Here is a 21,047-nt window from a genome sequence, read left to right as displayed (position 1 = left end):
TGAAGGGCGAAGCACACGCCTATGTGTCGAGTCTCACCTCTACGCGGGTCGACTCAGGCAGCGTGCTTCTGTGCCCGCTCCACGACATCTTCGACGTACGCCAGGAGCGTGCGGACTCCGACACCGGTAGCGCCCTTGGGGGTGTAGCCGTAGGCGCCGCCCTCATTGAATGCAGGACCCGCGATGTCGAGATGAGCCCAGGGAATCTTCTGCCCATCGACCTCACCGACGAATTCCCGGAGGAAGACAGCAGCGGTCATCATGCCGCCGAACTTCTCACCGACGTTTGCAATGTCAGCAACCGTCGAATCAAGGCTCGGACGCAACTCCTCCGGCAGAGGCATCGGCCAGAACTGCTCGCCCACGCGGTCGGCCGCGGCTTTCACTGCGTCCCTGACGCCGTCGTCGCCCATTACTCCGGACACGCGTTTGCCGAGCGCGACCATCTGGGCGCCGGTGAGGGTGGCCACATCGATGATCGCATCGGGGTACTCAGCACTCGCTGCGGCCAGTGCATCCGCCATCACCAGCCGCCCCTCGGCGTCGGTATTCAGTACCTCGACGGTGCGGCCGCCGAAAGTGGTGAGCACGTCCGAGGGCCGCTGCGCGGTTCCCGACGGCATGTTCTCCGCGAGGCACAGCCAACCGCTCACGCTGACCGGGAGGCCGAGCTGAGCGATCGCAGTGACCGCGGCAAGCACGACGGCGGCACCCGCCATGTCGAGCTTCATTGTCTGCATCCCCGCGCCGGGCTTGAGGGAAAGTCCGCCTGAGTCGAAGGTGATGCCCTTGCCCACAAGCGCAAGGTTGATCTTCGACCTGGCAGGCGTGTATTCGAGTTTGACCAGCCGTGGCGGACGGGACGAGCCCTTCCCGACGCCGAGAATGCCGCCGTAGCCGTCCTTCTCAAGCTTCTTTTCGTCCAGGACCGTCACCTTCACGGGCAGTCCCTTGACGTGTTCGCGGGCGAACTGGGCGAAGGATTCCGGGTAGAGGTGGCTCGGGGGCTGGTTGACGAGGGTGCGGGTGACGTTAACTCCTCGGCCGATTGCTTCCGCGCGGTCGAACGCCGCTTTAAGCCCGCGGTCCTGCGCAGCCGGCGTCAGGAGGGTGACCCGCGAAAGAGTCTTGGCTGACGGACGGGGTGCCCTGCCGCCGAATGCCGAGTAGTGCTCCGTGTAGGCGTACCTGCCGAGCAGGATGCCTTCGGCCACTGCTGCAGCCTGATCGACCGTGGCGGCAGGGAGTGCTACGGCGATGCTTTCCACTCCGTTCAACTGCCGGGCGGCGGAACCTGCTGCACGGCGGAGCTGTTCATCAGACAGGGGAGTGCCGGCTGTTGTACGTCCCGTTCCAACCAGCACCAGGACGTCCGCTCCGGTTTCCGGCAATCCCGGGAAGCGGCGAACCTCGTCGGCGGCACCGGTGACTCCCAGGGAGGGAAGGGTGTCGGTCAGTGCCCTTGCCGACTTCGCGGAGAGCGGATTCTCCAGGAGTACCGGGCCGTCCGGGCTTTGGCCGGTGCCGATCACTAGGACCTCGCATGCGGACTTCTTGATGTCCCGGGAGACTGCGGTCAGGTGAATGTCGCTGGTGTTGCTCACGAAGGTTCGTCCTCGCTTCCAATAGCTTGGGGTTGGTGCACGGGCGTGCGGGTTGTGTCACGCGTTTTCCGTTGCTACCGATCGTAGTCGCACCCTGTGACATGCATCCCACGGGCGGGCGCGCGGGAATGGGGGGAAGCCGTGACGACGTTACATATCCGGACGAGGAATGGGCTATCAACTAGGGTTGACTGCCGGGGCTTCGCCGCAGCGGGGAAGACCGGCGCGGGTGCGCTGCAGTCGTCCGGAATTGAGCTGAGGAGGAAACGATGTTGGACCCGCAGAGTCTGTACAACGTGAGCGACTCAATCAGTGATGACCCTTCACTTCGGGGGCTGCCGCTGATTGCGGGTTTCACCGGCTTTGTCGATGCAGGCCACGTGGTTGCCCAGGTGCGCGACGAACTGCTGGGCTCGCTGGACCATGAGGTACTGGCCGTGTTTGATACGGATCAGCTCATCGATTACCGCAGCCGCAGACCGCGCATCACCTTCGAAGAGGACCATCTGAGGGACTACCAGCCTCCAACGCTGGAACTGCAGGTCCTCGAGGATGGGCTGGGGGAGCGTTTCCTCCTCCTGAGCGGGATGGAACCGGACCTGCAGTGGGAGAGGTTCTGTGCCGCCGTCGGGCAGTTGATTAGCGCACTCGAGGTTCCGCTGGTGACGTGGGTCCATTCGCTTCCGATGCCGGTTCCCCACACGCGGCCCCTCGGGGTGACGGTTCACGGAAACCGTGGCGATCTCATCGAGGGAATGGGTAGCGCCTGGAGGCCAACCGCAGAGCTGCAGGCCTCGATCAGCCATCTTCTGGAGCTTCGTCTCATGGAGGCGGGTCGCGACGTCGTTGGTTATGTGGTGCACGTCCCTCACTACCTGGCCGAAGCGGAGTATCCCCCCGCCGCCGTTACGGCGCTGGAGTACCTGGGCGCGTCGATCGGCCGTGTCCTCCCGACGGACCGGTTGCGCGAAGCCGGGCGGGATGTCGCCCGCCAGATTGCACGCCAAGTGGACAACTCTGCGGAGGTTCAGGGCGTCGTTTCATCACTGGAGAAGCGCTACGACGAGCACGCAGAGGGTTCCCGCCGGTCGCTGCTGATCAAGCAGAACATGGAACTGGCCAGTGCCGAAGAGCTTGGAGCCGCCGTCGAGGCCTACCTGGCCGGACCACGGGCAGCGGATGAGCTGGCTGAAACGTTGGATGCTGCCAGGGAGAATGCAAATGCCGGATCAGGGGAGCAGGCTGCCGACCCGGATGCCGAAGCCGACGGTGTCCCCGTCGACCGCGAAGGCGGTCCTTCTGGGGACTGATCCGGGACATGGGATGAACCGGCGGGCCTGGCTGGTTTGGTGCGCCGGTGTCCTGGCGTACCTGATAGCAGTCACCCAGCGCACGTCTTTCGGCGTGGCAGGGATTGCGGCCACCGAGCGTTTCGACGCAACGGCCTCCGCACTGGCTGTCTTCACGGTGGCCCAGCTTGTGGTTTACGCCGGATTGCAGATTCCGGTCGGGGTTCTGGTGGACCGTTTCGGTCCGCGCATCCTGATTTTCTCCGGTGCCCTCCTGATGGCGCTCGGCCAGAGCCAACTGGCATTTGCTGAGTCCGTCTCCGCCGGCATCTTCGGGCGTCTTTTGGTGGGTGGGGGTGACGCCATGACCTTCATCGCTGTCCTGAGACTGCTGCCTGCCTGGTTCGAGACGAAGCGCATCCCGCTGCTGACGCAACTCACCGGGATTCTGGGCCAGCTGGGGCAGGTCCTGAGTGTGGTGCCCTTTCTCGCCGTCCTGCAGTTCGCTGGGTGGAGTGCGGCTTTCCTCTCGGCGGCAGGATTGGGGATCTTAGCAGCAGTACTTGCGCTGGCGGTGATCCGCGACCACCCGGATGGAAGTCAGAAACGCTCCTCTGTAACGCTGCGTCAGACGGGTGTGTCCCTCGCCGAGGCCTGGAAGCAGCCGGGAACCAGGCTCGGCCTCTGGTGCCACTTCACGACGCAGTTCTCGGGTACCGTTTTCGTGCTCACCTGGGGTTACCCCTATCTGGTGAGTGCACAGGAGCTTGCTGCCCCGACCGCCTCGGTGCTGATGACGCTATTCGTGGTGGTGGGCATGATCTGTGGCCCACTTCTGGGCGTGTATGTCGCACGGCATCCGCTGCGCCGGTCGACCATGGTTCTTGCAATCACCGCTGCCACCGCCCTGGCATGGCTGGTGGTCCTGACCTATCCGGGCCGCGCACCGGTTTGGTTGCTGGTGTTCCTTGTCGTGACACTGGCGGTGGGCGGTCCCGGGTCCATGATCGGCTTCGACTTTGCGCGGACCTTCAACCCGGCGTCCCGGCTTGGGACAGCGACCGGGATTGTCAATATCGGAGGCTTCACCGCTGCCCTCCTCACCATGTTCGCTGTGGGGATCATTCTCGATCTGCTGCTGGCCAGCGGCTTTTCGAATGGCGATCTCTATGCCCTGGACTCGTTCAGGATCGCTTTCGCCGTGCAGTTCGTAATGCTCGCAGTCGGGACCACCGCGATCCTGATTGTCCGCCGACGCGTGCGGGCGCAGCTTGCCCGCCAGTCGATCGTTGTACCGCCGCTCAGGCAGGCAATTGCGAGGGAGATTCGACGACGGCGCGACGCCCGCAGCTGACGACTGTTCCTCCACACCGACGGAGTTTGGGCAACTTGCCCACATAGAGATCGAAGAGCGGACCTGCTCCTCCAGCCGGGATCAAAGTCGTAACTATGACATCAAGCGCATCCCACTCCGAGGCACCGATCAAAGTCAGCACTCCTGCGGACATCCTCAGTTACGTCCCGCACATCTTGGGCTTCCAGCCCCGCGAGAGCCTGGTGTTCCTCACCATGACAGGCAAGCGCGTCGGCGCCACGCTGCGGCTGGATCTTCCCTGCGAGGAGACAGATCCGCTCGATTACGCCGATTCCGTCTGCGAGTATCTGCAGTCCGATTCAGCCGCCGACGGTGTGCTGATGGTCATCTACACGGATAGGGCGTGGATGGAGCCCGCTGAGCCGCCTTTCGCCCCGCTGGTCCACTGCCTGGATCTTGTCCTTGACGCTGCCGGGCTCAGCCTGCTGGACGGATGGCTGGTCAGTTCCAGTCACTGGCGGGATTACTTCTGCGAGGAGCAGTCGTGCTGTCCCTGGCCCGGGCATCGCCTGACCGCAATCACCGAAAGCGTGCTGAACGCCGAGCTCGTGTTTCAGGGAAGCACGTACGCCGAGTCGCTGGAGTCGGCGGTGCGCACCGTCGATGCTGTGGACAATGAGGAAGTGCATCGGCTGACCTTCTCCTACATCAAGAAGTGGGCAGGCAAATGGGATAGCTCAAGCCTGGCCCGTGATTGCCTGACCCTCTGGGATGGATTGATCAGGGGCACTGCCGGCAGCGCCGGCGACAAACCTGAGGTGAGGGCCTTCCTCCTTGCCGGTCTTACGAGCGCCGCAGTGCGGGACAGCCTCATCGTGCTGGCAGCGACGGATGCAGCGGCTGCCTATGCCGCCGCTGTCGATGGCTCTGTTCTTCCGGCATATCCGGAAGAGGTGCAACTTCCCCAGGAATGCGATGATCTGAAGAGCGCCATTGCGGCAGAGGAAGCAGCAGGCGGAGCAAGCGCGCAAAGCCACAGTGGCGAAAGACCAAGCGCGCTCTTCCGGGACGTTTTCCTGGCCACGATGAGCACCCCCGACTGGAATCGTCTGGATGCCGCCCACCGGGTGTTCGTTCGGCTCACAGCGGTGGCACAGGGGAAGCCGAAATCGGCGCTGCTCAGCATTCTCGGCTGGTTGGAGTGGACTCGCGGGAGGGGATCCCGAGCCCATCACTACCTGCAGGCGGCGCTCGACGAGACACCGGGATACACGTTGGCTGAACTGCTTCTGGCCCTGGTCGGGACCGGATCCCTGGCTCCCTGGGCGCGGCGACGGGAAACCGCCTGGACTTCCGATTCTTGGAGGGCCGCCTGAATAGGCTCGTTGCGCAGAGGAATTACGTGGCGTCCGCAAAGCGTGCGACAATGGAACCTAGACCCGGTTGGGTTCGTGTTTCAGATTTAAGCGCTGCAGTCCCGGGACGTAGGTGTTCGCACCACTGATCATCCCCACGGAATAGTGCTACCGGCGGAGCTGTTGTATTCACCGACAGATTCCGCTGACAGGTCTGAAATCAAACACGGACTTGACAGGGTCATAGTGGTGTTGCCCCCTTTGGCGGCGCCGCAAACCGCCGTATGAAAGGTTCTCTGTGTCGGCCAAGAAGACAACAGCACCGGTGTTATCAGAACCCGGTACAACTGCGACCAAGCGCAAAGCTTCCGCTGCTAAACCAGCGTCGAAGGCAGGTGCCGCGCGCGGTGCCAAGCGCGCGGCCAACGAGGGCAGTGTGAACACGAAGGCTGCTGACGCCACGCCCGAAGAGGATTTGCCGGAGCAGGACATCGAGCCCAGCGCCGCGGATGTGAGCACCGCTGATACTGAAACCGCCGAACCCGAGGTTGCTGAAGCACCTACCGGCAGCGGGTTCGTCTACTCGGACGCTGACGACGACGACGCGCCGGCCCAGCAGGTGGTCTCCGCTGGAGCCACTGCCGACCCGGTCAAGGACTACCTGAAGCAGATCGGCAAGGTCGCTCTGCTCAACGCAGAACAGGAAGTTGATCTTGCACTGCGAATTGAGGCCGGGCTCTTCGCTGAAGAAAAGTTGGCGGCCAACGAGAACATCGATCCGAAGCTGCGCCGCGAACTCGAGTGGGTCATCCACGACGGAAAGCGCGCGAAGAACCACCTGCTGGAAGCAAACCTCCGGCTTGTCGTCTCGCTTGCCAAGCGCTACACCGGTCGCGGCATGCTCTTCCTGGACCTGATCCAGGAAGGCAACCTCGGCCTCATTCGTGCCGTTGAGAAGTTCGACTACACCAAGGGCTTCAAGTTCTCCACCTACGCGACCTGGTGGATCCGCCAGGCGATCACCCGTGCCATGGCAGACCAGGCCCGCACCATCCGCATTCCGGTGCACATGGTGGAGGTCATCAACAAGCTTGCTCGCGTGCAGCGCCAGATGCTTCAGGACCTTGGGCGGGAACCGACTCCGGAGGAACTGGCCCTGGAGTTGGACATGACCCCTGAGAAGGTCGTGGAGGTCCAAAAGTACGGTCGAGAGCCCATCTCACTGCACACCCCGCTGGGCGAAGACGGCGACTCCGAGTTCGGTGACCTGATCGAGGATTCCGAAGCTGTTGTTCCTGCGGACGCCGTAAGCTTCACCCTGCTGCAGGAACAGCTCCACTCCGTTCTGGACACTCTCTCGGAGCGTGAGGCCGGTGTTGTAGCCATGCGCTTCGGGCTCACGGACGGCCAGCCCAAGACCCTCGACGAGATCGGCAAGGTTTACGGGGTCACCCGTGAGCGGATCCGCCAGATCGAATCGAAGACCATGTCGAAGCTCCGCCACCCCTCGCGGTCCCAGGTTCTCCGGGACTATCTGGACTAGGACTGCTCGCTGGGCGACACCAGCAATCGTTACAGACACGAAGAACCCCCTCCGAGGAGGGGGTTCTTCGTGTCTGTAATAGCTTTCCAGTCAGGCGTCCTTCGGGATGCCCATCGGCCGATAGCCGAAGCGCTTTACGCCTCTACCGTGCTCGGGGCCTTTTCGGTCAATCGGGCAGTCTCATCCTGCCATTCGGATGTCTGCGGCCGGAGGGTGCTCTCAACAGCACGCGCGTGGTGCCCGCAGAAAAGAAGCTCACCACCGGAGGACTGAAGGACTGCGCGCACGTAGGCCTGGGCTCCGCACCGGTCACAACGATGCAGTGCGGTCAGCTCGCGGGTTGCTGTAGCTGTTGTCATGGATGCCTCCTTAGTGGTTCCTGTAGTTCATATAACCACTATTCGGAGCCGTTTCTTCGCAAGCTGGGTCCGCTTTCGCTCAGCGCGTACGCTCGCGCGAGCGGTCGGAGAGCTTCCGTTGGGCCCGGCACGCCTGCGGTCCTCACCGCGCACAAGCGAATATGCTAGGGAAGGCGCGCCGCCCCGGCCGCAGAAACACCCCGAGATTGACCGCAATGCCAAGGAGTTTCCCAGGAAGTGGCCCCCAGCTCTGAATACACAGCCCGCCATCTTTCCGTACTTGAGGGACTCGAGGCGGTCCGCAAACGCCCGGGCATGTACATCGGTTCCACAGACTCGCGTGGGCTCATGCATTGCCTGTGGGAAATCATCGACAACTCTGTCGACGAGGCACTGGCTGGTCACGGGCAGAGCATCACGGTCATCCTTCACGCTGACGGTTCGGTGGAAGTGCACGACGACGGTCGCGGCATTCCCGTCGACGCTGAACCGAAGACGGGACTCAGCGGTGTTGAGGTGGTCTTCACGAAACTCCACGCCGGCGGCAAGTTCGGCGGCGGGTCCTACACCGCGTCAGGCGGCCTGCATGGCGTCGGCGCCAGCGTGGTCAATGCACTCTCCGCGCGTCTGGACGTACAGGTCGACCGCGGTGGGAAGACCTACCAGATGTCCTTCCGCAGGGGAGAGCCGGGGCGCTTCGCCGACGAGCGCAAGCCCTTGCCGACGTCCAAGTTCGCCCCCTTCGTGGACAGTTCCCGGCTTGAGGTGGTCGGAACCGCGAAGCGCGGAGTTACCGGAACCAGGATCCGTTACTGGGCGGATCGTCAGATCTTCACGCCTGATGCAAAGTTTTCCTACGAGGAACTGCAGGCACGGGCACGGCAGACTTCGTTCCTCGTCCCGGGTCTGCGGATCACGCTGCGGGACGAACGGAGCCTGCCGGGCACCGACGGCGTGGTCGAAGAAGTCTTTCACCACGACGGCGGTATCTCCGAGTTCGTTGAGTTCCTCGCCATCGATCACGCGGTGACCGATGTGTGGCGGCTTCACGGATCGGGCCGCTTCAAGGAATCGGTGCCGGTTCTCGATGATCAGGGACACAGCCGGATCGCCGAAGTGGAGCGTGACTGCGAGGTGGATATCGCACTGCGCTGGGGGATCGGATACGACACGACGGTCAAGAGTTACGTCAACATCATCGCCACTCCGAAGGGCGGAACGCATCAGGCGGGCTTCGAGCAGGCCCTCCTGAAGACCTTCCGGAAGGTCGTCGAGACCAACGCGCGCAAGCTCAAGGCGGGCAACGACAAGCTGGAGAAGGACGACGTCTTCGCCGGACTTACCGCCGTCCTGACGGTACGGCTGGCCGAGCCCCAGTTCGAAGGCCAGACGAAGGAGATCCTCGGAACGTCCGCCGTCCGTGCCATCGTCGCGAAGGTCGTCGAAACCCAGATCCTCGCCAAGCTCACGTCGTCGGCCCGTGCCGACAAGGCGCAGTCCGCGTTGCTGCTGGAGAAGGTCGTCGCCGAGATGAAGTCACGCGTCTCCGCGCGCGTGCACAAGGAAACACAGCGCCGTAAGAACGCGCTGGAGACCTCCTCCATGCCTACGAAGCTCGCTGACTGCCGCATCGACGACGCCGAGCGTTCCGAGCTTTTCATCGTTGAGGGCGACAGCGCGCTGGGCACTGCCAAGCTCGCGCGTTCCTCCGACTATCAGGCACTCCTGCCTATCCGCGGGAAAATCCTGAACGTTCAGAAGGCATCGGTCGGCGACATGCTCTCGAACGCCGAATGTGCCGCGCTCATCCAGGTGGTCGGAGCGGGCTCCGGCCGTAGCTTCCAGCTGGAGGCGGCACGCTACGGCAAAGTCATTCTGATGACGGACGCCGACGTCGACGGTGCGCATATCCGCACCCTTCTACTGACGCTGTTCTTCCGCTATATGCGGCCGCTGGTGGACGCCGGGCGTGTTTTCGCGGCCGTTCCGCCCCTGCATCGGGTTGAGATCCTCAATCCCGGCAGCAAGGCGAACGAGACCGTCTACACCTACTCCGACCAGGAGTTGCACCGGCTGCTGGCCGCCCTTGAGCGTGAGGGCAAGCGCTACAAGGAACCGATCCAGCGCTACAAGGGGCTGGGGGAGATGGATGCCGGGCAGCTCGCCGAGACCACGATGGATCCGCGTCATCGTACTTTGCGGCGGGTCCGGATTCAGGAAGCTGAGGCAGCAGAGCGTGTGTTCGATCTGCTGATGGGCAGCGACGTTGCGCCGCGCAAGGACTTCATCGTCGCAGGTGCTGCCTCCCTGGACCGCGAGCGTATCGACGCCTGAATTTCGACGCTGAACTCCGACCCTGAACTTCGACGCTGAACGTCGAGGTTGGTCCAGGCTGCACGATCCGCTCCGGCAGAAGCCTGCAGCGGTAGCTCAGACGAAGAGTCCCGGCGCGACCAGCAGCACCGTCGGCACCATGAGGAGGAGCGCCGACGTCGCCAGCGCAGAGAAGGACTGGAGCGGGGAGAGCGGCCGCTTGGGTTCCAGCAGGCGGCGCAGCCGGTGAACCGTGGACAGCGACGCCTCATCATCCTGCTCCGGATCCGGCTCGAGTGCGCCCTGAGGCAGCGTCTGCTTCGATCCTCCGATCGTAGGCCCGTGCGAGCCGGTGGCGACGACGGCGATGGCACCCACCAGCGTTTCCTGGTCCACCTGCTTGACTGCTTCGTCATCGGCGAGCATCTCGATGAGTTCGTTGACGGCCCGTTGGGCAAGGCGCGAGGTAGGGAGCCAGGGGAGCGCTGAACGCCACGCCGCGAACGCCCACAGCAGCAGGTGGTGGCGCTGGCTCAGATGCGCGCGCTCATGCACCAGTACGGCTTGCAGCTCGTCCTCGGAGAGCAGTCCCATCAGGCCGTCCGAGAGAACCGTTACGGAACGCGCACCGCCCGGCAGGCAGTAGGCAACAGGGGTCGGGTGCTTGATGACGACCGTTGACGGGTTCGTGTGCGAGGGGGAGCTGAGCAGGTTCAACAGGTTCCGGTGCCGGCGTCGCTGGCGTGTGATCCGCGCGTACGTGATGAGGAGTGTAAAGACCAGATGGGCGGTCAGCAGACTTGCTGCGCTGAGCGCGAACACGTGCATCAGTCCGAGAGTGTCAGCAGGCCGGTTGTTTACGAGCACGTCCCAAAGCCCGCGAAGCGCTTCAAGCAGGTTATCGCCGAGGGGTTCAAGCCCCCACACCAGCATCGCCCCGATCATGGAGAGTCCGCCTGCGAGCGCTATTGCCTGCCACAGGATCATCGCCGTGAAGGGCGAGCGCGAGGGCCACTGTGCCCGGGACAGGGCGATGGGAGCAGGCCACGCCAAAACCACGGCAAGCGTGGCCAGGAAGTGCGAGGCCCAGAACATGGGCTAGTTGCTGCCCAGGAGCCGCCTCAGGGTGCGGGCCTCGCTCTCGGAAACGCTGCCGATGAAGCGTGCGAGCACAGCCTCCCGGTCGGGAGCAGTCACCAGAACCTCATGCATGAGTTCGGCGGTGTGGTCTTCCCGGCTGGTGACGGCACGGTAGCGGTGCGGGCGGGTATCCCGCTCCCGCTCCACCAGGCCCTTCTTCTCCAGGCGGGACAGTACGGTCAGCACAGTGGTTACTGCGAGGTCCTTGCCCTCTGCGGTGCCTTCCGGGGCAAGCGCCAATGCGTCACGAAGTGTATTCGCGGTCATGGCCTCCTGGGTGCCCCACAGCAGGTCCATCACTGTGCGTTCGAGTTCACCGAGCGTGGCCATTCTTGTTTCCTTTGTCGATCCGGTTCGGTTGGCGGACGGATGCTCGCGACTGCGATGCCAGTTCCAACTCCTCTTAATCTACAACTTTTTTCGCCAAGGTTCTACGCAATGTAGAAGTGATGCCGGAAGTTGTTCTACGATACGTAGAAGAAGCTTTTCTACGATGTGTAGAACTTGCTTGCATCGCCTGTGCTTGAGGAATTGAGGACCTGTGGAAGCGCTTGAAATCGCCCGGTGGCAATTCGGAATCACCACCGTCTACCACTTCCTGATGGTGCCGCTGACGATCGGCCTCGGCCTGGTCGTCGCCGTCATGCAGACGCTCTGGTACCGCACGGGCAAGGAGCACTACCTGCGGATGACGAAGTTCTGGGGGAAGCTTTTTCTCATCAACTTCATCATGGGCGTGGCGACAGGCCTGGTGCAGGAGTTCCAGTTCGGCCTCGCGTGGAGCGAGTACAGCCGCTTCGTCGGTGACGTGTTCGGTGCCCCTTTGGCTATGGAGGCGCTGCTGGCGTTCTTCGTCGAGTCCACCTTCCTCGGCCTCTGGATCTTCGGCTGGCAGCGTCTTCCGAAGATCCTTCACCTGGGTTCCCTCTGGGCCGCTGTGCTGGCTTCCGTCCTGTCCGCCTACTTCATCATCGTTGCCAACTCCTGGATGCAGCACCCCGTCGGCGTGGAGCTCGTCGACGGTCGCGCACGCATGGTGGATGCCTGGGCCGTCTTCACCAACAACACCGCGGTGGTCGCCTTCACCCACACGGTCTTCGGCGCACTTGCCGTGGCCGGCGGGTTCCTTCTCGGCATCGCCTGGTACCACCTCTGGAAGCGGCGCCACGATGGGCTGGACACGGTTGACGACGCCGGTGCAGTCATCGTCGGCTCGGACCCGTCCGGCTCACGCGGCTCGATCGACCACAGCGTGTGGCTGCGCTCTGCGCGGATCGGCGCCGTCGTTGCACTTATTTCCTTCGCCGGCACTGCCGCCTCAGGCGACCTGCAGGCGAAGCTGATGTTCGAGCAGCAGCCCATGAAGATGGCGGCGGCCGAGGCTGCGTGCCACGACGGGACAGGCTTCTCCGTTCTCTCGGTCGGAAACCTGGGCTCGCAGAACTGTGACGATATCGTGGCGGTCTTCGAAGTGCCGGGCCTGCTGTCCTTCCTTGCCAACGGTGACTTCACCACGGAGGTCAAGGGCGTCAATACGCTCCTGCCCGAATACGAGGAGCAGTACGGAAAAACCCTGCCGAACGACCCCATGTACGGCGAGCGCGCCGGAATGGACATTGACTACCTTCCCGTCATGGAGGTCACCTACTGGGGTTTCCGCATCATGATCGGCTTCGGCGTGATGGCGGCTTTCGCAGCGCTGGTTGCGCTGTGGATTCTGCGGAAGGGGACCGTCCCTGAATCCCGTTGGCTCATGCGCCTTGCGGTGTTCGGGATCCTCGCCCCGTTCGGTGCAAACTCCGCGGGATGGATCTTCACCGAAATGGGCCGCCAGCCGTTCGTGGTGGCACCCAACCCGGATCCGAGCGGAATTGACGGCGTCTTCATGTTCACGGCCGCCGCCGTCTCGCCCGGCGTCTCACTGGCAGAACTCGTGTTCTCCCTGGTCGCGCTCACTCTGGTGTACGCCGTCCTGCTGGTTGTCGAGGTCAGGCTGCTCTTCACCTACGTGCGCGGCGGCGTCGCTTCGGCCATGCCGGAACTGGCCCACAAGCACGACGACGCGAACTCTCCGGGCGGGAAGGACAACGACGATGTACTCGCCTTTGCCTACTGACCTGCCGAGCCCCACGCTGTCCAGCGGAAAGGACCTTCAAGCATGAGCGAGCTGCTCCCCACCATCTGGTTCACCCTGGTCGCCGTGCTGTGGACCGGCTACCTCTTCCTCGAGGGGTTCGACCTCGGCGTCGGCATGCTGATGAAGCTTTTCGCGCGGACGGACAGGGAACGCAGGCTTCTCCTCAACACCGTCGGTCCCGTCTGGGACGGCAACGAGGTCTGGTTGGTCACCGCGATCGGCGCCACCCTTGCCGCCTTCCCGCTCTGGTACGCCTCGCTGCTCTCCACCCTCTACGTCCCCTTCGTCCTTGTGCTGCTCGGCCTTATCTTCCGGGCGGTGGCATTTGAGTACCGGGGCAAGATGAACAACGACCAGTGGCGGCAGCGCTGGGACCTCGCAATCTTCCTCGGCTCCTTCACGTCGGCGGCCGGGATCGGGGCGGCCCTCGCCCTGACCACCACCGGTCTACCCCTGAACGAGAACGGTGACCGGGTGGGCGGGCCGTTCGTGTGGCTGACGTTCGACGCGCTCCTCGGCGCGGCCGCCGTCGTGCTGTTCTGTCTCGTGCACGCGCTGGCGTTTCTCGTGCTGAAAACCGACGGGCCGATCCGTGAGCGGGCACGCGGGCTGCTGCTGCGGACGCTGCCGGTCGCCGTCGTACCGTTGCTGGTGTGGGCCGCCCGGGTGTACATCGCCGACGGAACGGCGTGGACAGGTCTCCTCCTTCTTGCCGCCGTGGGCGCCGCGGCCGCATCATGGTTCGCCCAGCGGGCCGGGCGCGACGGCTGGGGCTTCAGCTGGCTGGGTGCGGCACTGGCCGCGTCGCTCGCGTGCATCTTCGGCTCCGTCTACCCCGTGGTGCTGCCGTCAACGCTCGATGAGGCGTTCAACCTCTCGGTCGAGAATGCGTCCAGTTCGCCGTACACGCTCGGTCTGATGAGCATCGTCGCTGCCTTCGGCGTTCCGCTCGTCCTCGCCTACCAGGGATGGACCTACTGGGTCTTCCGGAAGCGTGTCACCGAGCAGAGCATTCCAGACGCACACTCCGTGGTTCCGCTGTGATTGAGCGGCTGCTGGCCCGGGGGCCTGCGGGCACCTCTGTTCCGGTCCGGCCCGTCTACCTGCTAGGTGTCATCGCAGCGGTCCGGGCGGCGGGCCTCATCCTGGTGGCGGAGGCTGTTGCCCGGGGTATCGCGGCTCTCGCGGGTGGGACCGTGCCTCCTGAGGACCTGCTGTGGCTCGGTCTTGCCGGTGCAGTGCTCCGCGCCGCGGCAGCGTGGGCGCAACAAGGGATCGCGCAACGCCTGGCCCATGGCGTCAAGGAGCAGTTGCGCCACGAAGCGTTGAAGCGCGTGCTCGCCGACGGCGGTTCCCCGGACGGTAAGCAGGGCACCGGAGCTCTCAGCGTGCTCCTCACACGCGGCCTCGACGGCCTCGACAAGTACCACACCCAGTACCTGCCGGCTCTGATGACCTGCGCCGTCGTGCCCCTACTGGTGGGTGCGCGCATCCTGTTCGCTGACTGGGTGAGCGCCGTCATCATCGTGGTGACCATTCCGCTGGTTCCGGTATTCATGGTGCTCATCGGCTGGCACACACAGGACCGGACCGCCGAGGCAAGAGCGTCCCTGGACAGGCTCTCGGACCACCTGCTCGAGTTGGCCCGTGGCCTCCCCGCACTCGTCGGGCTCGGCCGTGCCAGCGCCCAGACGCGGGCACTGCAGGACATCGGGGCCGGCTACTCGAAACGCACCATGGAAACCCTTCGTGTGGCTTTCCTGTCCTCGCTTGCCCTTGAGCTGATCAGCACCATCTCGGTGGCGGTGGTCGCCGTCTTCGTCGGTGTGCGCCTCATCCACGGCGATGTGGGACTCGAGGTAGGGCTGCTGGCCCTCATCCTTGCGCCGGAGTGTTACCTGCCTCTGCGGGACGTGGGCGCCGCGCACCACGCCAGTGACGACGGGCTGGAAGCAGGGCGCGCCGTGCGCGGCATCATCGACGCTCCACGGAGGTCACACCGGGAAAGCCCCAGGCACGACGGCGCCCCCGCCGGAACCGAAAACCTCACGCTGCGCTTCGAGGGCGCCGAGGCGCCCATCATACGCAACCTCACCGTCACCCTCGAGCCCGGAAGCATCACCGCCCTGCGGGGCCCGAGCGGTTCGGGCAAATCGACCCTGATGGGCCTGCTCGCCGGCATGCCCCAACCCGGACTCCAGCCCGACGGCGTCGTCCGGTCAATTCAGGACCCGCTGGCCTGGGTGCCGCAGCATCCGGAACCGTTGATGGACACCGTTCGCGGTGAACTCGCTTTCTACGCGCATTCCGACGCCGACGACGATGTACTCCGGGAGGCCCTCGCGGCCGTCGGCGCTCTGCACTTGCTGGACAAGTCCACCGGTGAACTGAGCCCGGGCGAGCTTCGGCGCCTGGCCCTGGCCCGCGCACTGCTGCGGATCGGGCCCGACGGCGGAACACTGCTTCTTGACGAGCCCACTGCCCATGTCGACGCTGACACCTCGAACGTTATCCGCCGCACCGTCAGAAAGCTGAGGGGAAAGGTGACGGTCGTGCTTATCGCGCATGACCGCGACACAGCGCAGCTCGCTGACCACACGGTCGATCTTGCGCCGTCGGTCGCCTCCTCTGATCCGGCCGGCGAACCCGGCGATGCGCCGCCCAATCGCCGTCGGGGAACCGACGCGGTAGGGAACGCCACGCCTGTTGATCAGGACGCGGACGCTATCGTGCGAACGGGGGCTGTTGCTTCCGTCTCCACCCTGAGACGCACGCTTGCGCTGGTGCGTCCCTGGTCGCCGCGATTCCTCGCCGCACTCGCCTTTGGAACGGGGTCGTCGGCATTCGCTGTGGCACTCACGGCGCTTTCCGGATGGCTGATCGTCCGTGCCTCGGAGCAGCCTCCTATTCTGTATCTGCTGGCAGCCATCGTCGGTGTCCGTTTCTTCGGCATCGGCCGGTCACTGCTGCGGTACTGCGAGCGGCTGTGGTTGCACGAGAGCATTCTGCGGACCGCCGACGACATCCGGCTCCGCTTATGGCGGGTGCTCCTCGGCCGCGCCGAATCCTGGCGTTCGCTTTCGCGCGGTTCGGGCGGAATCGAACGGCTCGTGGGAGATATCGATGAGCTTCGCGATACGGCCGCCCGGGCGGTGTTCCCACCCCTCACCGCCGTCCTGACCGGCCTGGCGGCCGTCGCAACCACGGCACTTCTCCTGCCGGAAGCGGTGGGCTGGCAAGTGTTCGCAGTCGCCGTCGGGCTTGTGGCCGCCCCGGCAGCCGCACTGTTGGCGGAGCGCTCGGCGGGGGCGGCAGGCATTGGGCTGCGTGCGGCATCACTTGCCGAAACGGCCGGTCTCCTACAGGCGTCTCGGGACGTCTCCGTCAACGGCCTCACGGATCGTGCCCTCAACCGGCTTGCGCGCCTTGAAGCTCGCGCCGCCCGCGGCCTGCGGCGAAGTTCCTGGGCGGCAGGTACGGGCCAGGCGCTCGTGATCCTCGGCTGTGTGAGCACCGCGATCGCCATCCTCGCAGGGTCAGGCGGGCAATCCGCTGAGGTGGTCGCCGTCGTCGTGCTGATGCAGCTTGCTCTGATCGAGCCGTTCGCGCTCGGCGTCAGCGCCGTGCAGCAGTGGGCGCCGCTCGGTGCGGTGATCCGGCGGCTCGACGTGCATCTCACTCCTTCACCTCACGGAGGCAGTACGGCAAAGCTGCGCCCTGAGTCCCATTCAGGGGCAGACGCACCGGTGCTTGCGCTGATTGACGCCGCCGTGGGCTACGAGCCGGGCAAAGCGGTAGTCGAAGGGGTGACCCTCGAGCTGCGCAGCGGAACCTGGACCGCGCTCACCGGACCCTCCGGCAGCGGTAAGTCCACGCTCATCGGCGCCCTGCTCGGTTTCCTTCCCCTCAGCCGCGGCCGGTATGTGGTCAAGCCTGAAGCGCACCGCGAGGACGGACTTCCCGCCGCCTGGTGTCCGCAGGAAGGCTACCTGTTCGATTCATCCGTCCGGGCGAACCTCCTGCTTGCCCGGGGTCCGGACAGCACAGTCGACGACGAACAGCTGTGGCGTGTACTGGATGCCGTTGGGCTGGCGGGCACTGTGCGTGATCGAAGCGGCGGACTGGATGCAAGGATCGGGGCGGGCGGAAACCGGCTTTCCGGCGGTCAGCGGCAGCGCCTTGCCGTGGCCCGCGCACTGTTGACTGAAGCGCCGGCTTTGATCCTCGACGAACCAACCGCCCACCTGGATTCCGACGGCGCCGCCCGGCTTCTGCACGATCTGCGCGGGGGCGTAGGGGACAGGCCGGTGCTCCTCGTCACCCACGATCGAGAGGAAGCGCTGACCTGTGACACCGGCGTTGAACTTGCGCTCGCCGGCGCAGGCAATCACCTACGCTGGGATCATGCCTACTCCTGACCTGACGCCCGTCGACCAGCAGCTGAGCTGGCGGCCCATCTCGGACGCGGACATCGACGGATGGGAGGGATTGCTTCGCCGGATGGCCGTCGAGGACAAGCCCGACTGGATCGAGCAGCGGGCAGATCTCGAGGAAGTCCTTCAGGCTTCGAAGAACAACCCTGAACTGGATACCATCCTCGGAGTTGACGGGGAGGGCATCCCGCGGGCGTTCGGACGTATCAGTGCCAATCCGGGGTCGAACCTCGTGCATGTATTCGGCGGTGTAGACCCCGCCTGGCGGCGACGCGGTCTCGGCCAATCCATCCACCATTGGCAGGTCGAGCGCGCGCGCAAGCGGCTGGAGGACGCAGAGATAGCGGGCGGTTTCATCCGCTCGTATGTCGAGGAGAGCAATCCCGGGCACCAGGCCCTGATGGAGTCTGCGGGCGCCACCGTTGTCCGGTGGTTCACTGAGATGACGAGGGATCTGTCGGAGCCTATCCCGGAGGTCGACCTCGACCCGGAGTTCGAGATCGTGACCTTCAGCGACGACCTCTCAGAGGCAATCCGCCTGGCTCACAATGAAGCGTTCCAGGACCACTGGGGAAGCGAACCGCGCGACGAGGAAAGCTGGCGGTTCACAGTGACGCACCCCGAGTTCCGCGCTGACTGGAGCCTGGCCGTGATTGACAACTCATCCGGTGAGGTCGCCGCCTACGAGATCGCCAGTTACGATCCGGAATCCAAGGAACTGGTCGGGCACGACGAGGGCTACACCGAACTGCTGGGCGTGCGCCGGAATTGGCGCGGACGACGCCTTGCGCCGGCTCTGCTCGCCGAAGCCATGCGCCGCATCAAGGCAAGCGGTATGGAAAACGCCGCCCTCGGCGTGGACACGGAGAATCCCTCCGGCGCTCTCGGGCTGTACGAGCGCATGGGATACACCCCGACGCGCCGGTCGATGGCGTTCGAGAAGCAGCTCGCCCAGCCGGAGTAGCCGCACCCGCCCCCGGAAGGTCCTAGCCCTCCGGGAAGGGGTTCGGCCCGATCGCCTCGACCGGCTGGGAGAGCGCAACTCCTGAACCGTCGCGTCGTCCATGTTCCGTGGGAAGCGCCCGCGCTACGCCGGTCGCTGATACGGCACGCGCGGGTCCACGCCCGGCCCAGGCCAGCACCAAATGGTCCTCGCCCTTCAGGAAACGGTGGCAGCGCACACCGCCTGTCGCCCGCCCCTTTGCCGGGTATTCGGCGAATTCCGTCACCTTGACGGAGCCGGGCGTGGTGCCAGGCAGCGCCTCGCTTCCGGCGGCTATGGTAACGACGACGGCGGCAGGATCCGCCCCGCGCACCGCACCGAAGAAGAGAACAGCGTCATCTGCCCCGAGCTTTATGCCGGCCACTCCGCCGGCCAGGCGCCCCTGCGGTCGAACCCCGGAGGCCGCGAAGCGAAGCAGCTGCGCCTGTCGGGTGATGAACACGAGCTCGTCGGCGTCATCTGCTGCCGCTAGTCCCACCACGCTGTCCTTGGGTTTGAGCGTGATCGCTTCCCAGTCGTCCCGGTTCAGCGGGTAGTCCGGAACGACCCGCTTGACCACTCCCTGTGCTGTGCCGATCGCGAAGGATTTGTCCAGCGGGACAAGGCCCACCAGCGATTCACCGCGCTCCAGAGTGATGAAATCCTTGACTGCAACCCCGCCGGCCAGATTGGGAATGCCGTTCGTGGGAGGAAGAGCGGGCATGTCCACGACCTGCAGCCTCAGCATGCGCCCGGCGGAGGTGAGCGCGCCGATCTCCGCCCGCGCAGTGGTTGCGACCACCGAGGTGAAGGCATCGTGCTTCACCCGTTGTCCGCCGTCGGACATGGGCTCCTGACCGGTCGTGCGCGCGAGCTGGCCGGACGTCGACAGGATGACCCAGCAGGGGTCGTCCGCGATCTCCAGCGCCAGGGGAGCCTTTGCTCCATTGCCAGCCGGCGTGGGCATCACTGTGCCCTTCAGCGGTGCGCTGGCCTCGGACTCAAGCAGCACCGTACGCCGCGGGGTCGCGAACTGCTCCGAGATTGCAGCGAGTTCATCCGAAACGAGACCGCGCAGCTTCTCTTCCGAACCGAGGATCTCTTCGAGCTCGGCGATTTCCCTGCGCAGTTCCTCCTGCTCCTTCTCCAGCTCGATCCGCGAGTACTTGGTCAGCTGGCGCAGCCGGAGTTCGAGGATGTAATTTGCCTGGATTTCGGTCAGGTCATAGATGGCCATGAGCCGCTCGCGGGCTGCCGCGGCCTCGTCGGAGGACCGGATGATCTGGATGACCTCGTCGATGTCGACGATGGCGATCAACAGGCCTTCCACCAGGTGGAGGCGGTCCTTCTTCTTCCCCAGCCGGTAGGCGGTGCGTCGGCGGACCACCGAGATGCGGTGGCTGATGTACACCTGCAGCAGCTCCAGCAACCCGAGCGTGCGCGGCTGGCCGTCCACCAGTGTGACGTTGTTGATGCCGAAGGAGTCCTCCATCGGCGAATAGCGGTACAGCTGGGCGAGCACCGCGTTGGGGTTGAAGCCGTTCTTCAGCTCGATGACCAGGCGCAACCCGTGGGTGCGGTCGGTCAGGTCCACGATGTCCGAGATACCCTGCAGCTTCTTCGCTGTGACGGCGTCCTTGATCTTCTCGATCACCTTTTCCGGGCCCACCATGTACGGCAGCTCGGTGACCACCAGACCGGTGCGGCGCGCGGAGAGCTGTTCGACCTCCACGGTGGCTCGGGTCTTGAAGGATCCGCGTCCGGTCGCATACGCATCCCGGATGCCGTCCAGCCCGACGATCTTGCCGCCGCTCGGGAGGTCGGGTCCCGGCACGAAGCGCATGACGTCTTCGAGGCTGGCGTCCGGGTTGTCGATCAGGTGCCGGGCCGCCGCGATGACCTCGCCAAGGTTGTGCGGTGCCATGTTCGTGGCCATGCCGACCGCGATGCCCGTCGCTCCGTTGACCAGCAGGTTAGGGAACGCCGCAGGGAGGACCTCCGGCTGCGTGAGCTGGTTGTCGTAGTTCGGAACGAAGTCGACGACATCCTCGCCGAGGTGGTCAGTCATGGTGAGCGCTGCTGCGGCGAGCCGCGCCTCGGTGTAACGGGCGGCGGCGGGGCCGTCATCGAGCGAGCCGAAGTTGCCGTGTCCGTCGATCAGCGGAAGCCGGAGCGAAAAGTTCTGTGCCATTCGCACCATGGCGTCGTAGATCGCAGCGTCGCCGTGGGGATGCAGCTTGCCCATGACCTCACCGACCACGCGAGCCGATTTCACGTGCCCGCGGTCAGGTCGCAGACCCATGTCCGTCATCATGTACAGGATGCGGCGCTGCACCGGCTTCAATCCGTCACGGGCATCTGGAAGGGCTCGCGAGTAGATGACCGAGTAGGCGTACTCCAGGAAGGAGCCCTCCATCTCGGAGGTGACATCGATGTCGATGATCTTCTCGGTGTAGTCCGTATCCGGTGGTGTGGCTTGGCGCCTGGCCATGGTGTTTCGGGTCCTTCGGCAGCTGAATGCGTAACAGTCGTGGAGTCTGGCGGCGGCAGTCTCCCGGCGGCAACTGTGCTTAGCTG

14 protein-coding genes are annotated in these 21,047 nt (G+C 64.7%); 9 read left to right on the top strand and 5 right to left on the bottom strand.

Annotation, left to right across the window (positions count from 1 at the left end):
- Positions 1-53 precede the first annotated feature (53 nt).
- Positions 54-1,604 carry a leucyl aminopeptidase gene (locus AC5RU3_RS06645; RefSeq protein WP_493965092.1) on the bottom strand — a complete coding sequence of 517 codons (1,551 nt, stop codon included), beginning with the start codon at positions 1,602-1,604 and terminating at the stop codon, positions 54-56.
- 269 nt (positions 1,605-1,873) lie between these two features.
- On the opposite strand from AC5RU3_RS06645, the gene AC5RU3_RS06640 reads away from it, so the two are divergent.
- The 4 genes from AC5RU3_RS06640 to AC5RU3_RS06625 all read left to right on the top strand — a co-directional run bounded on the left by AC5RU3_RS06640 (position 1,874) and on the right by AC5RU3_RS06625 (position 7,106).
- Entirely contained in the window at positions 1,874-2,914 is a 1,041-nt protein-coding gene (locus tag AC5RU3_RS06640; RefSeq protein ID WP_493965091.1) for a proteasome assembly chaperone family protein, read from the top strand.
- 13 nt (positions 2,915-2,927) lie between these two features.
- On the top strand, positions 2,928-4,247 hold the full coding sequence (locus tag AC5RU3_RS06635) for an MFS transporter (RefSeq protein ID WP_309071341.1): 1,320 nt from the start codon (positions 2,928-2,930) through the stop codon (positions 4,245-4,247).
- A gap of 95 nt (positions 4,248-4,342) precedes the next feature.
- Positions 4,343-5,584, top strand: a complete 1,242-nt coding sequence (locus AC5RU3_RS06630; RefSeq protein WP_493965090.1) for a DUF4192 domain-containing protein — start codon at positions 4,343-4,345, stop codon at positions 5,582-5,584.
- 277 nt (positions 5,585-5,861) lie between these two features.
- Positions 5,862-7,106 carry an RNA polymerase sigma factor gene (locus AC5RU3_RS06625; protein WP_309071343.1) on the top strand — a complete coding sequence of 415 codons (1,245 nt, stop codon included), beginning with the start codon at positions 5,862-5,864 and terminating at the stop codon, positions 7,104-7,106.
- A gap of 134 nt (positions 7,107-7,240) precedes the next feature.
- Here the strand turns inward: AC5RU3_RS06625 and AC5RU3_RS06620 are convergent, their stop codons facing one another.
- Positions 7,241-7,465 carry a DUF7455 domain-containing protein gene (locus AC5RU3_RS06620; RefSeq protein WP_309071344.1) on the bottom strand — a complete coding sequence of 75 codons (225 nt, stop codon included), beginning with the start codon at positions 7,463-7,465 and terminating at the stop codon, positions 7,241-7,243.
- A 237-nt stretch (positions 7,466-7,702) separates the two neighbouring features.
- On the opposite strand from AC5RU3_RS06620, the gene AC5RU3_RS06615 reads away from it, so the two are divergent.
- Positions 7,703-9,799, top strand: a complete 2,097-nt coding sequence (locus AC5RU3_RS06615; protein WP_309071345.1) for a DNA gyrase/topoisomerase IV subunit B — start codon at positions 7,703-7,705, stop codon at positions 9,797-9,799.
- Between the two features lie 96 nt (positions 9,800-9,895).
- Here the strand turns inward: AC5RU3_RS06615 and AC5RU3_RS06610 are convergent, their stop codons facing one another.
- Together AC5RU3_RS06610 and AC5RU3_RS06605 are read right to left on the bottom strand one after the other, a co-directional pair.
- Complete coding sequence (locus AC5RU3_RS06610) at positions 9,896-10,873, bottom strand: M56 family metallopeptidase (RefSeq protein WP_309071346.1); 978 nt, start codon at positions 10,871-10,873, stop codon at positions 9,896-9,898.
- Between the two features lie 3 nt (positions 10,874-10,876).
- Positions 10,877-11,248: a BlaI/MecI/CopY family transcriptional regulator gene (locus tag AC5RU3_RS06605; protein ID WP_309071347.1), complete on the bottom strand. Its 372-nt coding sequence runs from the start codon at positions 11,246-11,248 to the stop codon at positions 10,877-10,879.
- 211 nt (positions 11,249-11,459) lie between these two features.
- Between AC5RU3_RS06605 and AC5RU3_RS06600 the strand changes: the two genes are divergently transcribed.
- From AC5RU3_RS06600 to AC5RU3_RS06585, 4 genes are read left to right on the top strand one after another with little or no spacing between them, the layout of a single operon-like run.
- Positions 11,460-13,034, top strand: coding sequence for a cytochrome ubiquinol oxidase subunit I (locus tag AC5RU3_RS06600; protein WP_458117002.1), 1,575 nt, complete (start codon positions 11,460-11,462; stop codon positions 13,032-13,034).
- 42 nt (positions 13,035-13,076) lie between these two features.
- Positions 13,077-14,099 (top strand): cytochrome d ubiquinol oxidase subunit II, encoded by a 1,023-nt coding sequence (gene cydB / locus AC5RU3_RS06595; protein WP_493965089.1) that lies wholly within the window; start codon positions 13,077-13,079, stop codon positions 14,097-14,099.
- The gene (cydD, locus tag AC5RU3_RS06590) at positions 14,096-17,473 is read left to right on the top strand and encodes a thiol reductant ABC exporter subunit CydD (protein ID WP_493965088.1); all 3,378 of its coding nucleotides are present in this window, start codon (positions 14,096-14,098) and stop codon (positions 17,471-17,473) included. Before cydB ends, cydD begins: the two co-directional genes overlap by 4 nt.
- Positions 17,460-18,452 carry a GNAT family N-acetyltransferase gene (locus AC5RU3_RS06585; protein ID WP_493965087.1) on the top strand — a complete coding sequence of 331 codons (993 nt, stop codon included), beginning with the start codon at positions 17,460-17,462 and terminating at the stop codon, positions 18,450-18,452. Before cydD ends, AC5RU3_RS06585 begins: the two co-directional genes overlap by 14 nt.
- 22 nt (positions 18,453-18,474) lie before the next feature.
- Here the strand turns inward: AC5RU3_RS06585 and AC5RU3_RS06580 are convergent, their stop codons facing one another.
- Positions 18,475-20,961, bottom strand: a complete 2,487-nt coding sequence (locus AC5RU3_RS06580) for a DNA gyrase/topoisomerase IV subunit A (RefSeq protein ID WP_493965086.1) — start codon at positions 20,959-20,961, stop codon at positions 18,475-18,477.
- Positions 20,962-21,047: the final 86 nt, after the last annotated feature.

It is taken from the genome of Arthrobacter sp. MDB1-55, assembly GCF_059092925.1.
Note: the sequence above shows the minus strand (reverse complement) of the source record. Positions and strands in the feature narration are given on the sequence as shown.

Excerpts from the sequence above, each read along its gene's own strand:
- AC5RU3_RS06640 (WP_493965091.1), top strand. The coding sequence starts at position 1,874 with ATGTTGGACCCGCAGAGTCTGTACAACGTGAGCGACTCAATCAGTGAT.
- AC5RU3_RS06635 (WP_309071341.1), top strand. The coding sequence starts at position 2,928 with ATGAACCGGCGGGCCTGGCTGGTTTGGTGCGCCGGTGTCCTGGCGTAC.
- AC5RU3_RS06630 (WP_493965090.1), top strand. The coding sequence starts at position 4,343 with ATGACATCAAGCGCATCCCACTCCGAGGCACCGATCAAAGTCAGCACT.
- AC5RU3_RS06620 (WP_309071344.1), bottom strand. The coding sequence starts at position 7,465 with ATGACAACAGCTACAGCAACCCGCGAGCTGACCGCACTGCATCGTTGT.
- AC5RU3_RS06610 (WP_309071346.1), bottom strand. The coding sequence starts at position 10,873 with ATGTTCTGGGCCTCGCACTTCCTGGCCACGCTTGCCGTGGTTTTGGCG.
- AC5RU3_RS06605 (WP_309071347.1), bottom strand. The coding sequence starts at position 11,248 with ATGGCCACGCTCGGTGAACTCGAACGCACAGTGATGGACCTGCTGTGG.
- cydB (WP_493965089.1), top strand. The coding sequence starts at position 13,077 with ATGAGCGAGCTGCTCCCCACCATCTGGTTCACCCTGGTCGCCGTGCTG.
- AC5RU3_RS06585 (WP_493965087.1), top strand. The coding sequence starts at position 17,460 with ATGCCTACTCCTGACCTGACGCCCGTCGACCAGCAGCTGAGCTGGCGG.
- AC5RU3_RS06580 (WP_493965086.1), bottom strand. The coding sequence starts at position 20,961 with ATGGCCAGGCGCCAAGCCACACCACCGGATACGGACTACACCGAGAAG.